This is a genomic window from Rhizobium sp. NFR12 (assembly GCF_900108545.1).
Taxonomy (GTDB): Bacteria; Pseudomonadota; Alphaproteobacteria; order Rhizobiales; family Rhizobiaceae; genus Neorhizobium; species Neorhizobium soli.
Genome location: NZ_FNWM01000005.1, coordinates 281,749 through 296,912 on the forward strand (window position 1 = coordinate 281,749; position 15,164 = coordinate 296,912).

Here is a 15,164-nt window from a genome sequence, read left to right on the forward strand (position 1 = left end):
CTTTCCCCGCAAGCTCAATAATTGTGCACGCGCAATATCCATGTGGATATGCACTGCTGCAATAGGAACGCACGTGTGGGCGTTTTCCCTCTTGCAGCTCTAGTGGCTAGAGGTTGTAGACACGAGAGGTGATCTGAGACGAACGGCAGGGAACCAGCACGATGACGGCAGTAAATCAGGCGCGATACAAGGTCGGCGGCATGGACTGCGCCAGCTGCGCCACCAAGATCGACACGGCTGTCCGCCGCATGCCCGGCGTCGAGGATGTTTCGGTATCGGTTGCCGCGGGCACGATGACGGTCAGCCACAATGACAGCGTCGATCTTAGCGCCGTCGAAAAGCGTGTTTCCGGTCTCGGTTATCCGCTGAGACAGCTTTCGCAGCGGAATCGTTCGGCTGAGCCGGTCATTCCCGTTGCGGATCACGCCGACCATCATGATCACGATCATGGAAGCAGTCATGACTATTCCCATCATGAGCGCGACACAGCCGCCACTGAAGGCCTGCATGGGCATGACCACGGCCCGATGGAGGGCCCATGGTGGAAATCCGCCAAGGGCCGACTGACCATTATAGCCGGCCTGGCATTTGGAGTTGCCTATGGGCTCGGCCACCTGTTTCCCGCTTACGAGACCTATATTTTCACAGCCGCGATGCTGATCGGTCTGGTGCCGATCGCGCGCCGCGCCATCATGGCAGCGCTGGCCGGCACGCCGTTCTCGATCGAAATGCTGATGACGATCGCCGCTGTCGGCGCGGTGGTGATCGATGCGTCGGAAGAAGCGGCGGCCGTCGTCTTCCTGTTTCTCGTTGGCGAATTGCTGGAAGGCGTTGCCGCCGGAAAGGCACGCGACAGCATCAGGAGCCTCTCCGCTCTGGTGCCGAAGGAAGCACTTCTGGAGGAAGGCGGCCAGACGCGAACCGTGCCGGCCGAAAGCCTTGCGATCGGTTCGATCATCCTGGTCAGGCCCGGCGACCGGATATCAGCCGATGGCGTCATCATGTCAGGCCAGAGCGCGGTCGATCAGGCGCCCGTCACGGGCGAAAGCACGCCGGTTGCCAAGGGTGTCGACGATGTCGTGTTTGCCGGCACCATCAACACCGATGGCGCGCTTCGGGTGCGTGTCACTGCCGCTGCCGAAGACAACACGATCGCCCGCGTCGTTCGCCTCGTCGAGGAGGCGCAGGAAAAGAAGGCGCCGACCGAACGTTTCATCGACCGCTTCTCGCGCTACTATACGCCCGGCGTCGTTGCGGTTGCCGCTCTGGTCGCCATCCTGCCGCCCCTCGTTGCCGGTGGTGACTGGAACGAATGGATCTACAAGGGTCTTGCCATCCTGTTGATCGGTTGCCCCTGCGCACTGGTCATCTCCACGCCTGCGGCGATCGCTGCGTCGCTCTCATCCGGTGCTCGCCGTGGCCTGCTGATCAAGGGCGGTGCCGTGCTGGAGACACTCGGAAAGCTCACCGCCGTCGCCCTCGACAAGACCGGCACGCTGACCGAGGGACGGCCGCAGGTCACCGATGTTATTGCGTTCGGCCACAGTGCCGATGCGGTGCTGCGGATTGCGGCCGCGCTGGAAATCGGCTCCAGCCATCCACTTGCAAAGGCCATCCTCGCGAAAGCTGAAGAAGACGAAGTGGTCATTCCGCAGTCGAGCGATGGCAAGGCGCTCGGCGGAAAAGGTTTGACTGCAGAGGTCGAGGGACAGGACGTATTCTTCGGCTCTCCCAAGGCTGCCGCCGAGCGGGTGTCGATGTCGATGGCGCACAGCCGCCGCATCGCAGCGCTCAATGACGAGGGCAAAACGGTTTCCGTGCTCATCGTCGGCAGTGTGCTCGCTGGTGCGATCGCCATGCGCGACGAGCCGCGGGCTGATGCCAAGGCTGGGCTTCTGGCTCTGACCGAAGCGGGCGTAAAAACAGTCATGCTGACCGGCGACAATGCGCGCACGGCAAGTGCAATCGGACAGGAGCTCGGGATCGAGGTTCGCGCCGACCTGCTGCCGGAAGACAAGAGCCGGATCGTTGGCGAACTGAAGCGTGACGGTTTCGTCGTCGGCAAAGTCGGGGACGGGATCAACGACGCGCCGGCGCTGGCTGCGGCGGATGTCGGCATCGCCATGGGCGGCGGCACGGATGTTGCGCTCGAAACCGCCGATGCCGCTGTGCTGCATGGCCGGGTGGCAGATATCGCAGCAATGATTGCCCTGTCGAAGAAGACGATGCGCAACATCCACCAGAACATCACCATCGCGCTCGGGCTGAAGGCCGTCTTTCTGGTCACGACGGTGATCGGCGTGACCGGGCTCTGGCCGGCAATCCTGGCCGACACCGGCGCAACGGTTCTGGTGACGATCAATGCGCTCAGACTGTTGCGGAAATAGGTGTGTGGCCTGCGCTTACGGGCGCAGGGCTCTCTAAAACTGAAGACTTTTCGTCATGGCATCCGGTGCAGGATGGCGAAGGCCTCATACGGCTTCAGAACCACCGTCTCACCCAGCGCTTCTATCGGCTGGTAGTTGGAGATGAGGCAATTGCCGGATATCTTCAGTTCTTTCGGCAGGTCCAGACTGACCTCATGCGCTGAAAAACTGCCGATGACGACCAGTAGGTCCCTGTCCAGTTTGCGGGTGTAAACAAAGACGTCGGGATTGTCATCGAGCCACGACTGGTATTTGCCGTAGACGATGACCGGATGGGATTTCCGCAAGGCAATCAGCTGGCGATAATGGTTCCAGACCGAACGCTCGTCGCTCATCGCCACGTCCGCATTGATCGACGCATAGTTCGGATTGACGCCGATCCAGGGTTCTACGGTGGAAAAACCGCCATAAGCTGCGCTGTTCCACTGCATCGGCGTGCGGGCGTTGTCGCGGCCGTTCGCGTTGGCGCCCATGATGAAATCCTCGGGCGAACGGCCGCCCTCTACATGCAGCTGATACATGTTGAGCGTTTCGATGTCGCGATACTGCTCGATCGCGGTGAACGGCATGTTGGTCATGCCGATTTCCTCGCCCTGATAGATAAAGGGCGTGCCTTTCAGCAGATGCATCACCGTCGCCAGCATCTTGGCGGATTCCACGGGATAGCCTGTTGCATCGCCGTATTTCGAAACGGCACGCGGCAGGTCATGATTGCCCCAGAACAGGGAATTCCAGCCATCGTCGGCCAGCGCGTTTTGCCACTTGCTCAGCACCGACTTGAGTTCGACGAGATCGAAGCTTTTCGGCTGCCATTTTCCGTAGGTCTCATCCCATTGCCGGGTCACATGCTCGAACTGGAAGACCATCGAGAGTTCCTGCCGCTCGCGACCGGAATAGAGAAGGGCTGATGCAGGCGTGGCACTCCACGCCTCGCCGACGGTCAGAACGTTGCGGCCGCCGAAGGTCGCGCGGTTCATCTCCTGCAGATACTCGTGCAGGTGTGGACCGTCGGTCACCACGCCCTGGTCCACCTGTTTGCCGATATAGTCGATGACATCCATCCGGAAACCGGAGATCCCGCGTTCCAGCCACCAGTTCATCATGTCATGAACCTCAGCGCGAACCCTTGGGTTTTCCCAGTTCAGATCGGGCTGGCGGCGCGAGAAGAGATGCAGGTAGTATTCGCCGGTCGTCTCGTCGAGCGTCCAGGCGGGGCCGCCGAAGGTGGACTGGAGATCGTTGGGCGGTCCGCCGTCAGGACCGGGCTTCCGCCAGACGTAGAAGTCACGAAACGGATTGTCGAGAGAGGCTCGTGAGTTCTGAAACCACGGGTGTTCGTCGGACGTGTGATTGACAACCAGATCGAGCAAGATGCCGATGCCCCGGCGTCGAGCCTCGGAAACCAGCAGATCGAAATCGGCAAGCGTTCCAAATTCGGGCGCGATATCGCGATAGTCCGAGATGTCGTAACCGTTGTCATCCATCGGCGATTTGAAGATCGGGGAGAGCCATATGACGTCGATGCCGAGAGACGCAATATAATCCAGTTTCGAGATAATGCCCGGAATATCGCCGATGCCGTCGCCGTTCAGATCGCAGAAGCTGCGCGGATAGATCTGGTAGACGGTCGAGCTATGCCACCACTGCCGTTCGAGGGGTGGCGCCGCTTCCTGGACAAGTGCTGCCAGCTGATCCTCGAGCTGATCCCGTAACTGGTCCATCCACGTCTCCTTGAGATATATTCGACAACCGAACGCCAACGCCGCATGGAGAGTTCCAAACGAGCGTATTCCGGATTAAATCAAGACTACCTGACCGATCGTGTGGTGCCCCTCGCGGGCTCATTGCGCTCACCTGACGACCTCGTGACTGAAGTGTTATCGATTTCGCCTCTCTAGACGTCATCCTGCAGGGCTTGGAGCACCTCCGTAAAGATTGCATTCAGTATTTCCCGGTAAGGTCCCGTTAGTAAACGTGCGGCGCTGATCGTCTGCTGCACGGATTCCGTTTTGTATCGAGTACGGGTTCCTTATGCGTCTTACGGCTGTATCACTGCTCGTTCTGGCCCTCGCTGCGACTGGATGTACCTCCAGCAGCGATCTGGAATCCGCTGTGCCCGCTTCATCCGGGTCTGCAAAGACGTCCCGTCTGGCTGCAAGAACGGCTCCGCTGGTTCCCGCCGTCGACGTCGGGACGACGGCCGGCATTCCGTCACCACCGCAGAAGCCATTGGCCTGGGGCGGGCCTGTGCCGCAGTCGCCGGCGTTCCGCAACATCGCGCCGGGTCCTTCGGTCGAAGCGCCAGGCAATCCGATGATCACGACCGTTGGCATGCCGATGCCGGCTCAGCGGCCCGTATCGGCGCTCACTCCGGTTTCCCTGCCCGACATGAGGCCAGGCCTCGGGGTTTCGCCGGGTGGCCGCTCGCGGATCTACAGCCACAGCTTCCGCGATGCCAAACCGATCAATTTCGGCAAGGTCTCGCCACGAAAGATGTCCGTTCACGGCGTCGACGTTTCTCGCTGGCAGGGCGATATCGATTGGGCAAAGCTGCGGACGCAGGGCGCCAACTTTGCCTATATCAAGGCGACCGACGGCGGCGATCATCTGGATCCGATGTTCAAGACCAACTGGCGCAAGGCCAAGGAGGCCGGCGTCAAGCGCGGTGCCTACCACTTCTTCTACTGGTGCCGCGTTGCGAGCGACCAGGCCGAATGGTTCATCCGCAATGTTCCGAAAGATCCCGACGCGCTGCCGCCTGTGATCGACGTCGAATATAACGGCGAGTCGAGCTGCAAGATGCGTCTATCGCGCGCCAAGGTGCTCGAAAAGATGCAGGTCTTCATGGACATGCTGGAGCGTCATTACGGCAAGCGGCCGGTGATCTACACGGCGCCGGATTTCTACAAGGACAACCTGCGCGGCGAATTCCTCAACTACCCATTCTGGCTGCGCGCGGTCGCTCAGCATCCGTCGGTCGTCTATCCCGATCGCAGATGGGTGTTCTGGCAGTATTCCGGATCCGGCCTCTCGCAGGGCGTCGAGGGTAAGATCGATCTCAACGTCTTCCGCGGCGGCGAGGGCGATTGGCATGACTGGGTCGCCCGCAACTGAGGGGATCGACTTCAGACGATAATCGGCGAGCGCCGCGCGTCAGCGTCTGATGCGGGGCGTTTCGACATCCGGGATATGCGGGTTCCGCTGACACCATCGCCACTTCGGCTTAGCGCGTCTCTACCTCTGCAGCTGCTGCACTCTCCTGAGCGATATCGATCTTGGCCACGACGGACATGCCGGGCACAAGACGGTCCGTCAGGGGCTGTTCGGTATCGATGGCAATGCGCACCGGAATACGCTGAGCGACCTTGGTGAAGTTGCCGGTCGCGTTGTCGGATTTGATCACGGAGAATTCCGAGCCTGTCGCCGGGGCGAAACGCTCGATCGTTCCCGTGAACGCCTGATGACCCAGAGCATCGACCGTGAATGTCACGCGCTGGCCGACGGTCATGTTCTCCAGCTGGGTTTCCTTGAAGTTTGCGACCACCCAGACGTGATTGGGCACGAGCGAAGCGACCTGTGTGCCAACGGAAACATATTGACCGATGCGGCCGGTCACCTCTCCAAGGGTTCCGTCCTGCGGTGCGATGATCCTGGTGTTTTGCAGGTCGATCCGCGTGAGTTCGACTGCGGCCTTGGCGCTTCCGACGCTCGCTTCCAGCGAACGACGACTGACGACGATCGTGTTGAGGTCCTGTTCGGCCACCAGTTCGGTCGCCTGTGCCTGGTGGAGGCTCGCCTGCGCCTGGTCATAGGCGGCGCGGTTCTTCTCCGACTCGCTTTGGGTGGTGACGTTGTTTTTGAGCAAAGTCTCGGTGCGCTCATAGGTCAGCTTGGCCGCGTTCAGTGCTGCCTGCGCACTTTCGATGCCGGCCTTTGCCGAGACGATATTGGCCTCCGCCGATTTGCGGCTTTGCTCGGAATTGTCGAGCGACGCTTCAGCGGTGGCGAGCTGCGCTTCTGCCTGTTCGAGCTTCTGGGCATAGATGCGGTCATCGATCTTGACGATCAGATCGCCCTTCTTGACCTTCTGGTAGTCCTGCACCGGCACGTCGACGATGACTCCCGCCAGTTGCGGACTGAGCAACGTCACCTGTCCGCGGACATAGGCATCGTTCGTGTTCTCGACCGTGCCGTGGAAGGGGGGCAGGTTCCAGGCGTAAAGCACGATAAACACGCCGACGATCCCGACGATGAGCGCGACGTATGTGGAAATGGATCTGAAGGCAGCGTTCATAGCTCTGTTCTTTTTCTAAAGTGTATCGAATTGACGGTCAGGCCTGCGTGGAGGCAGACGCATGCGGTATGAGCCGATCGCGGTGGGTCCACGCGAGATGGCATAAAAGCATCACGATCGCGCCGATTGCGATCAGGAAAGTCACGTAGAAGGCGTCGTTATAGGCAAGCACATAGGCTTGTTGCTGAACGGCCTTGGCGAAGGTCGTGGTGCCCTGGATCGTGCGCTGGGTCAGATCGGATGTCGACCGTGCGTAGGCGCCGACATACTGCTGGATTCTCGCCGTCACCATCGGATCGGTGGGGAGAAGGCGGGATGTCAGGATCGACGAGTGATATTGCTCGCGCCAGGTGACAAAGGTGCCGAACAAGCCGCTGCCGAGGAACGCGCCGACCTTCTGGGTAAACAGGAAGACGGCGATAAAGCTGATGACGTAGGTCAGGCCCTTCTTCAGCGCGGCGGCAAAACCCACCGCCATGGCCGGCGGTAGAAACAGACCGCTTCCGAATGCGATCATGGCCTGGCTGACATACATCTGTTCGGGCCGGGTCAGGACCGTGGATTGGCTGTCCATGTAGCATCCCGCCGCAATCAGGATCAACGCGACGAGGTGGATGAAGCCTTCACGGCCGGGCTTCATCACAAGCGCGCAGACGAGGCCTGAAATCACGCTGGCAATCAGGATCGCCCAGTAGAGCCCAGCCATCTGTTCGTTGAAGAGGCCGAGCTGTTTGAAGAAGTTGATCGCCCCTGTGGATTGCTCGGTCAAAAGCATGCGGAAGACCAGGAGAACGCCTGCAAAATGGATGATCTCGCGCGAGGTGATCCAGCGCACGTCGATGAGGTTTGTCTTGCGGTTGAGTTCGATGATCGTCATCAGAACGCCGGTGACGATCGCGACGACAAGCAGCCAGCCGAGCCAGTCCGCTTCCAACCACCAATACAGGCGGCCCATGGTGAAGACGACGGCAAGGCATCCCATGCTGGTGGCCAGAAGTGCATAACTGACAAAGTCGAGCGGCGCGATCACCTTGGCTCTTGGAGGCGAGGTGAGTGGCAGCAGGAACACAAGGCCGAACACGATCAGTGCGAGGCCCAGTTCCAGAAGGTAGAGGCCCTGAAGGTCGCGCTCGTCGAGCAGCGATGGCGACACGAGACCGGCAATCGGCGTTGCCAGAAGCAGACCGATCAGCGCCAGACAGATACCGATATTCAGCTTCTTCTCCGGCGGAAAGATCTCCAGCATGTAGAGAATTGCGATGGAGGAGACAGGCGCGGCCGCGGCTCCCGCAAAAAACCGGAGGGCAATGGCAACGCTGAGATCGTTCACCCACAGATGTGCCAGGCTGATGATCACGTAAGGGATAATGGCGATTTCGCAGAAGTTGCGGATACCGTATTGCGTGCGGACCTTGAACAGGAACAGACCAAGGCTGGCGTTGGGAAACAGATAGGCGGCCACCAGCCAGGACGCTTCGGTCTGGGTCGCTTCCATCGGGCCGGCAATCTGCTGGAGGTTGGCCGAAATCAGACTTGTGCCCAGGCCCTGCATGACCGCCGCGGCAATCGACGCGAATGCATAGAGGAGCGCAATCGGAAGCGGTTTCGGAACGAAAGCCGGGGGGGCTACAGGCGGCGCAACGGCAGGGGCCGCATCCTGCACAGCTGAGGCGGCCGATCGCCCCGCATCGGGGCTCGCATCTGAATTTTCGACGTCGTCTTTCACGACTGTTGTGTCACGTGATGACATTGAAGCTCTCCAGATCGGCAAGATTGGTGCCGATCGCGTCCAGAAGGTCGTTGGCACGGCGGATATCGTCGTGGTCGAGGCCTGCAAAAATCTGTTTCCGGATCTGGTCCGCGAGGGAGCGCACGAAGTCTGCCTGCTCCTTGCCGTGGGACGTCAGCGAGATCAGTTTCGCGCGTCGGTCGCCGGGATCGGGCCTGCGCTCGATCAGGCCGTTCTGTTCCATGCGGTCAAGCAGCCGGACCAGTGTCGCCTGCTCGAGCTCAAGCTCAAAGGCAAGCTCGGTCTGTGTCATGCTCTGCTTTTTAGTCAGCCGAAACAACGCACGGGCGCGCGGATAGGTCAGGCCGTGAGCCGTGACCTGCTGATTGAACGCCGTGCGGATTTTCCGGCTTACCTTGGTAAGCGATTCCAGAAAATCAGAGCTTGCGAGATCCTGATCCATAAAAGGTTAGTGTGCTAAGTTTATGATGACCATTAGTTAGCATGCGTACTATTCCGGTTCAAGGTCGGGATCGCCCTGTCTGCCGGCTTCAGCAACGCCATTATCGCATTGCGGACCCCGTTCTGCTGCATGGGTCCGGAGTGTCCGCTCCCATACTGACGTGCCTATTCCATAGAAAATGCCGCGCTCTTGGGAAGCGCGGCAGGACTTATCGCTGTATCGCAGAAAACCTGCGGCCAGCACTTGGTGTTAGCGGCAAACCTTCGTTTCCTTGATGATCACGGCACCGTGACGCATCGTCTTGACCTTCTTCACGACGCAACCGCGGCGCTGATGATGACGGTCACGTTCGCGCATCATGCGCGGCGGCGGCGGTCCACGGCGGTCGTCGGTAACGATCGTAACGCTCTGAGCCTGTGCAAAAGGTACAAATGATACAGTCGATGTAATAGCAATAGCGGCTGCGATAATAAAATTCTTCACGTTTCCTGCCCTCCTTGATGGCGGACAGTAACGCGAATGTCATCGACTGGTTCCACGCCTTTACATCTTAGCGAAGAAGGCTTTGCCCGCCGTCGACGAAGATCGGCGTTCCAGTGATGTGACGGGAGCGATTGGACGCGAGAAACAGCACGACGTCAGCAACATCCTCACTTTCGCCTGCCTTTCCTCCGGTGATCGGAATTTCACCTGCCGGGAAAACGACAGGCACAGCCGTTTCCTCCTTGCCGCGAAGGCTTGTATTGTCGTCGATGCTTGTCCCGATCGATCCCGGGCAGATCGCATTCACGCGGATCCTGTGCTTGCCAAGTTCGAGTGCCAGTTGCTGCACCATCGCAACCTGGGCAGCCTTGGTGGCCGAATAGGCGGTAGCGCCCGGCGTTGTGAACGTGCGGTTGCCGTTGATCGAGGAGATTACGACGACCGACCCGCCCTGTTTCTTGAGATGCGGCACGGTGACGTGAAAGGATAGGTAGGTGCCGCGCAGGTTGACGCGGATCGTGGTGTCCCACTCGTCCGGCTTCATGTCGTCGATCGGGGCCCAGACGCCATTGATACCGGCGTTGATCACAACGATGTCCAGTTGGCCATAGGCTTCGACGAGATGATCAACCGCTGCTCTCATTGCGGCTTCGTCCGCAACGTCGGCATCCAGCACGAGGGCGTCGCCGCCTCCGGCCGTGATTTCGTCAGCCGTCTCTTCCAGTTCGCTGCGCGTATGGCCGAGAAGCCCGATTCTGGCTCCCGATTGGGCCAGCTTGAGCGCTGCCGCCTTGCCAATTCCAGATCCGGCGCCAGTGACCAGGGCGACCTGCGTTTTCAATTCCATGAGCACATTCCTTGCTGCGACGCGAAAATCAGCGAAGGGCAAACGGCAAACGTAAATCGTGGTTCCCAGTCCGGACGTCAAAAGTGACCGCATGGAGAGACCCCGGTCGCCGGCGTCTCTTAACAGGAGCTCCAGGATCAAGGGTAGCGTCCCGCATTCGAGCCCGTCACAGTTCTCGTTCAGGCTCCGCCGTATCCTGCTTTGGAGGAGGGGAACTCCAAACGCGTTTGCGACGTTGGGTAGCAATCTCAGATGGAGCCAACCCATGCGCTTTCGCCGCCCGATCATCGCCTGCATCGCCAGCCTTCTCAGCTTGCCCGTATCGGCACAGGAGTCTTCCTTTCTTCCCACGCTCAAGGGCAGTTGGACCGGCGTCGGCACCGTCGTGACGCGCATCGGCGCAAAGCCGATCAACGTGACGTGCAAATTCGATATGTCGGGTGGGCGCACGGCGTTTTCGATGGACGGCACGTGCCGCGGCCTGCTGGTCGTCCAGCGCAAAATATCCGCCACACTTCAGGAAAGCGGCAATGGCTACCGCGGCACCTATACCGGCCCTTCCGGTCAGCCCTCGACCCTTTCGGGAAGACAATCCGGCAACCGGATCAATCTGTCCGTTCGTTGGGCACGTGTCATCAACGGCGATCGGACTGCCAATATGACAATTGAATCGCGCAGTGCTGGCAGCCTGCGTCTACAGACGGTCGACAAGGATCCGAGCACGGGCAAGACCGTCGTAACCAGCAGCATCAATTTAACCCGGTAGGCGCTCGAAAGCGCCTCGCCACGCACCTCGACGGCAGAGCGGGGAATGAACTTTTCGCTGCACTGCACGTTGTCTTGCGCCATCGATCATTCGGAGAGATAATTTTGGACATCATCCGCATCCTTTTTGCCTTCCTCCTGCCGCCGCTCGGCGTGTTCCTGCAGGTCGGCCTCGGCCTCCACTTCTGGCTGAACATCCTCCTCACCCTGTGCGGCTTTCTTCCGGGTATCGTGCACGCGCTGTGGGTCATCCTGAAGAAATAACAGGATCGCGGCGCTTGACGCGCCGTCGCGTCTCACTCGGACTTTCGCGATACTGCGCCCTGTAGCTGCGCGATAAGGCGGAAGCCGAGTTGAAACCGGTCTCGGCGGCTATGTCGGCGATTGTCCCTGAGGTCTCGATGACCTTTCGTCGGGCTGCGTTCAGACGCAGGGCAATATAATGAGTGTGTGGTCCTACACCCATCGTTGTCTGGAACATGTCTTGAAGATGCCGCGCGCTTACACCGACGCGCTTTGCGAGCCTGGTGAGAACCAAGGGAGCATCGACAGTCTCCTCCATCAATCGCACCGCCGCCTGAACTCTGGCGTCGCGTCCCTGTCTGACGGAAGTGACGGCTGAACCATGCTCGCGGCCTAGGCGGTGACCGTATTCATAGAGAAACAGCCTGGACACTTCGAGCGCCAGCGTATGGCCATGGGCCCTGCGGATCAGTTCCAGCATCAGGTCGAGCGTCGGAACCGGTCCGCCTGTCGTAATGCGCTTGCTGTCGATCACGAAGCGGTCTCGAACAAGCTCGACCTCCGGATAAACCAGCGAAAAGGCCTCCAGATCCTCCCAGTGGATGGTTGCACGCGACCCGTTCAGCAGGCCAGCCTCGGCCAGCACGAAGGTTCCGGTCTCAATACCCGCGATCAGGCTTCGATGTCTCGCTGTGCGAGCAAGCTGCGCCTTCAGGTCGTTCGTGACGCTTTTCTTCCAGTCATAACTCGACAAGACGAACAGCGGGTCCGTTTCCCTTGCCGGTCGAAACGCGCCAGCCACCGCGATCGGTATTCCGCATGTCGTGTCGACCGGCGTTCCATCAGGAGAACGCAGTGTCCAGCGATAGAGGTCGCCTCCGGCAATGCGATTTGCAGCCCGCAAAGGTTCGATCACCGACGCCAGAAGGATGAGGTTGGTCTCTGGCAGAAGAAGGATATCGAAGTGCTGACTGGGGGCCTTTTGGCTCATTCACCGTAATCCGTGCTGACTGCCGATAGTGTATGAAATGGCTCCGATAATGCAAAGCATTCCATCTGCCTCTCGGTCGTAATACGCTCAATCAGAAGGAGCATATGATGCCGCTTGAGATGAACCGCGAGGTTTTCATAACCTGCGCCGTGACGGGTGCCGGAGATACGACATCACGATCGTCACACGTGCCCATCACGCCGAAGCAGATCGCCGATTCTGCGATCGACGCGGCGAAGGCGGGAGCCGCCGTGGTTCACTGCCATGTGCGCAACCCGGAAACCGGTGCTGCGGCCCGCAATATCGAACTCTACAGGGAAGTGACCGATCGCATCCGCTCGGCCGATGTCGATGTGGTCCTGAACCTCACCGCCGGCATGGGCGGCGATCTCGTGTTCGGCAATGTCGAAGCGCCGTTCCCGGTCAATCCTGATGGAACCGACATGGCCGGCGCGACCGAGCGTGTGGCGCATGTGGCGGAGTGCCTGCCGGAGATCTGCACGCTCGACTGCGGCACCATGAATTTCTCGCTCGGCGATTACGTCATGACCAACACGCCGTCGATGCTGCGCGAAATGGCAAGGCAGATGACGGCGCTTGGCGTGCGTCCCGAGATCGAGGCTTTCGATACCGGCCATCTGTGGTTTGCCAAGCAACTCGTCGAGGAAGGCCTGATCGAGGATCCGGTGCTGATCCAGCTCTGCATGGGAATTCCATGGGGCGCGCCCGACGACCTGAACACGTTCATGGCCATGGTCAACAACGTTCCGAAAACCTGGACGTTCTCGGCCTTCTCGATCGGCCGCAACGCGCTTGCCTATCCGGCGGCAGCGGTGCTGGCCGGCGGCAATGTCCGGGTCGGTCTTGAAGACAATCTCTATGCCGGCAAGGGGCAGCTCGCGACCAACGCGCAGCTCGTCGAAAAGGCGGTTGGCGTGATCGAGGGCATGGGCGCAAAGATCATCGGCCCGGCCGAAGTGCGTGAAAAACTCAAGCTGCAGAAACGGCGATCGGCATGAGCAAGATCAAGAAGGCAGCCTGTATCGGTGGCGGTGTCATCGGTGGCGCCTGGGCCGCGCGTTTCCTGCTTGGCGGCATCGACGTTTCCATCTTCGATCCGCACCCCGATGCCGAGCGCATCGTCACGGAGGTGGTGGCCAATGCGGAGCGCGCCTATGGCATGCTGACCATGGCGCCGCTGCCGCCTCGGGGAAAACTCGTCTTTTGCCCCACGCTGGAGGAGGCGGTCGCAGGCGCCGACTGGATCCAGGAAAGCGTCCCGGAACGGCTGGACCTGAAGCGTGGCGTGCTGACGAAAATCGATGCGGCCGCCGATCCGAAGGCGCTGATCGGGTCGTCCACATCCGGCCTGATGCCGACGCAACTGCAGCGCGACATGCGGCATCCCGAGCGAATGTTCGTCGCGCATCCCTACAACCCGGTCTACCTGCTGCCGCTGGCCGAACTGGTCGGCGGGGAACGCACAAGTCCGGAGACCCTGCTTCTCGCCCGCGAGCGGCTGGCGCCGATTGGCATGAAGGGCGTGATCCTCAAGAAGGAGATCGAAGCCTTTGTCGGCGACCGTCTGCTGGAAGCCTTCTGGCGTGAGGCGCTGTGGCTGATCCATGACGATATCTGCGATACCGAGACACTCGACGATGTGATCCGCTATTCCTTCGGCATGCGCTGGGCGCAGATGGGACTGTTCGAAACCTACCGCATTGCGGGTGGCGAAGCGGGCATGCGGCATTTTCTGGCGCAGTTCGGCCCCTGCCTCGCCTGGCCCTGGACCAAGCTGACCGACGTGGTCGATCTCGATGACGCCCTGGTCGACAAGATCGCAGCCCAATCGGATGCCCAGTCCGGCGCCTATGGCATCCGCGATCTGGAGCGGATCCGGGATGAAAACCTCGTCGGAATCATGCAGGCGCTGAAGGCCGGCGACGGCGGCAAGGGCTGGGGCGCGGGCAAAATCCTGTCCGAGTTCGAGACGCATCTCTGGTCCGAAGGTGGCGGAAACGGCAAGGGGACAAGCCTGTCCGTCGACACCTCGGCCCCGCTGCGGCTGGTCGATACCAAGGTCAACGCCGCCTGGGTCGATTACAATGGCCACATGACGGAGCACCGATACCTCCAGGTGTTCGGCGACACGTCCGATGCCCTGCTGCGCCTGATCGGCGTCGACTTCGCGTATGTCGAGGCGGGCCACAGCTATTACACGGTCGAGACGCATATCCGGCATCTGGGCGAGGCCAAGCTCGGCCAGGCGATCTACGCCACACTGCAGATCCTGTCCGTCGACGAAAAGCGCGTCCGATTTTTCTCGACCATTCACGACTCGAAGACTGACGGCATCATCGCGACGGCAGAGCAACTGATGCTGCATGTGGATGCAAGCGCCGGCAAATCCGTTGTCGCTCCTCCGGAAGTGATGGCAAAGCTTGCGCCGATTGCGCAGGCGCATGCCAAGCTAACGTTCCCGGACGGGGCAGGCCGCTCAGTCGGGCAGAAAAATTAGCTCAGCGGAAGCGTTAGGCGGCCGGAACAATAACCGCATCTCCTCTGTTTCTGACAACAAGGAGAGATGCGCCATGACCTACGAGTTAAGGGCCGTCCGAGGCGATCAGATCATTCGGGAAAGTTTCGCAACGGCGCAGGATGCCGTCTCTTCGATCGATGCGTTGCGTGGACAGGGGGTGCGGGTGGAAGTAGCCATCGACAGCACCGCAGTCCAGCCTGATACACTGACGGATTCGGAACGGCTGATCATCCTGAAAGAAGGCCGGAGGTCCGCGGCAAGCGGCAACACGCTGGACACCTGCCCTTACACGGATGATCTTGACCGTCGCGCACTTTGGCTGGAAGGATATCAGGATCCGAGCTGATTGATTTTTCTGCCGGACGATCACACGTATCCCAACAG

General features: G+C 60.2%; 14 protein-coding genes. 7 read left to right on the plus strand and 7 right to left on the minus strand.

Annotated elements, in window-relative coordinates:
- Window positions 1-161: 161 nt before the first annotated feature.
- Window positions 162-2,387, plus strand: coding sequence for a heavy metal translocating P-type ATPase (locus tag BLW69_RS19975; RefSeq protein WP_092664469.1), 2,226 nt, complete (start codon window positions 162-164; stop codon window positions 2,385-2,387).
- Window positions 2,388-2,440: 53 nt separating this feature from the next.
- On the opposite strand, the gene BLW69_RS19980 is transcribed toward BLW69_RS19975, so the two are convergent.
- A complete protein-coding gene (locus BLW69_RS19980; RefSeq protein WP_092664471.1) occupies window positions 2,441-4,147 on the minus strand; it encodes a glycoside hydrolase family 13 protein in 1,707 nt (568 codons plus the stop codon).
- Window positions 4,148-4,457: 310 nt separating this feature from the next.
- Here BLW69_RS19980 and BLW69_RS19985 point away from each other — a divergent pair, with 310 nt between their 5' ends.
- The gene (locus BLW69_RS19985; RefSeq protein ID WP_062454464.1) at window positions 4,458-5,540 is read left to right on the plus strand and encodes a glycoside hydrolase family 25 protein; all 1,083 of its coding nucleotides are present in this window, start codon (window positions 4,458-4,460) and stop codon (window positions 5,538-5,540) included.
- Window positions 5,541-5,649: 109 nt separating this feature from the next.
- Here BLW69_RS19985 and BLW69_RS19990 read toward each other — a convergent pair whose 3' ends face one another.
- The 5 genes from BLW69_RS19990 to BLW69_RS20005 form a co-directional block, all read right to left on the minus strand.
- Window positions 5,650-6,720, minus strand: a complete 1,071-nt coding sequence (locus tag BLW69_RS19990; protein WP_092664474.1) for an HlyD family secretion protein — start codon at window positions 6,718-6,720, stop codon at window positions 5,650-5,652.
- 37 nt (window positions 6,721-6,757) lie between these two features.
- Entirely contained in the window at window positions 6,758-8,470 is a 1,713-nt protein-coding gene (locus tag BLW69_RS19995; RefSeq protein ID WP_092664477.1) for an efflux MFS transporter permease, read from the minus strand.
- Window positions 8,457-8,912, minus strand: a complete 456-nt coding sequence (locus BLW69_RS20000; RefSeq protein WP_062576743.1) for a MarR family winged helix-turn-helix transcriptional regulator — start codon at window positions 8,910-8,912, stop codon at window positions 8,457-8,459. The genes BLW69_RS19995 and BLW69_RS20000 overlap by 14 nt, the downstream gene beginning before the upstream one ends.
- Window positions 8,913-9,161: 249 nt before the next feature.
- Window positions 9,162-9,395: a hypothetical protein gene (locus BLW69_RS22610; RefSeq protein ID WP_113110177.1), complete on the minus strand. Its 234-nt coding sequence runs from the start codon at window positions 9,393-9,395 to the stop codon at window positions 9,162-9,164.
- Between the two features lie 67 nt (window positions 9,396-9,462).
- Window positions 9,463-10,242, minus strand: coding sequence for an SDR family oxidoreductase (locus BLW69_RS20005; RefSeq protein WP_092664480.1), 780 nt, complete (start codon window positions 10,240-10,242; stop codon window positions 9,463-9,465).
- Between the two features lie 265 nt (window positions 10,243-10,507).
- Here BLW69_RS20005 and BLW69_RS20010 point away from each other — a divergent pair, with 265 nt between their 5' ends.
- Together BLW69_RS20010 and BLW69_RS20015 are read left to right on the plus strand one after the other, a co-directional pair.
- Entirely contained in the window at window positions 10,508-11,008 is a 501-nt protein-coding gene (locus BLW69_RS20010) for a hypothetical protein (RefSeq protein ID WP_092664483.1), read from the plus strand.
- Between the two features lie 104 nt (window positions 11,009-11,112).
- Complete coding sequence (locus tag BLW69_RS20015) at window positions 11,113-11,271, plus strand: YqaE/Pmp3 family membrane protein (protein WP_082471680.1); 159 nt, start codon at window positions 11,113-11,115, stop codon at window positions 11,269-11,271.
- Here BLW69_RS20015 and BLW69_RS20020 read toward each other — a convergent pair.
- The gene (locus BLW69_RS20020) at window positions 11,255-12,241 is read right to left on the minus strand and encodes a GlxA family transcriptional regulator (RefSeq protein WP_092664486.1); all 987 of its coding nucleotides are present in this window, start codon (window positions 12,239-12,241) and stop codon (window positions 11,255-11,257) included. The genes BLW69_RS20015 and BLW69_RS20020 overlap by 17 nt on opposite strands.
- A gap of 107 nt (window positions 12,242-12,348) precedes the next feature.
- Here BLW69_RS20020 and BLW69_RS20025 point away from each other — a divergent pair, with 107 nt between their 5' ends.
- From BLW69_RS20025 to BLW69_RS20035, 3 genes are all read left to right on the plus strand, one after another.
- On the plus strand, window positions 12,349-13,260 hold the full coding sequence (locus BLW69_RS20025; protein WP_092664654.1) for a 3-dehydrocarnitine:acetyl-CoA trimethylamine transferase BcoG: 912 nt from the start codon (window positions 12,349-12,351) through the stop codon (window positions 13,258-13,260).
- Window positions 13,257-14,759, plus strand: a complete 1,503-nt coding sequence (locus BLW69_RS20030) for a carnitine 3-dehydrogenase (RefSeq protein WP_092664489.1) — start codon at window positions 13,257-13,259, stop codon at window positions 14,757-14,759. Before BLW69_RS20025 ends, BLW69_RS20030 begins: the two co-directional genes overlap by 4 nt.
- 73 nt (window positions 14,760-14,832) lie before the next feature.
- Window positions 14,833-15,126: a ribosome modulation factor gene (locus tag BLW69_RS20035; RefSeq protein ID WP_092664492.1), complete on the plus strand. Its 294-nt coding sequence runs from the start codon at window positions 14,833-14,835 to the stop codon at window positions 15,124-15,126.
- Window positions 15,127-15,164 lie beyond the last annotated feature (38 nt).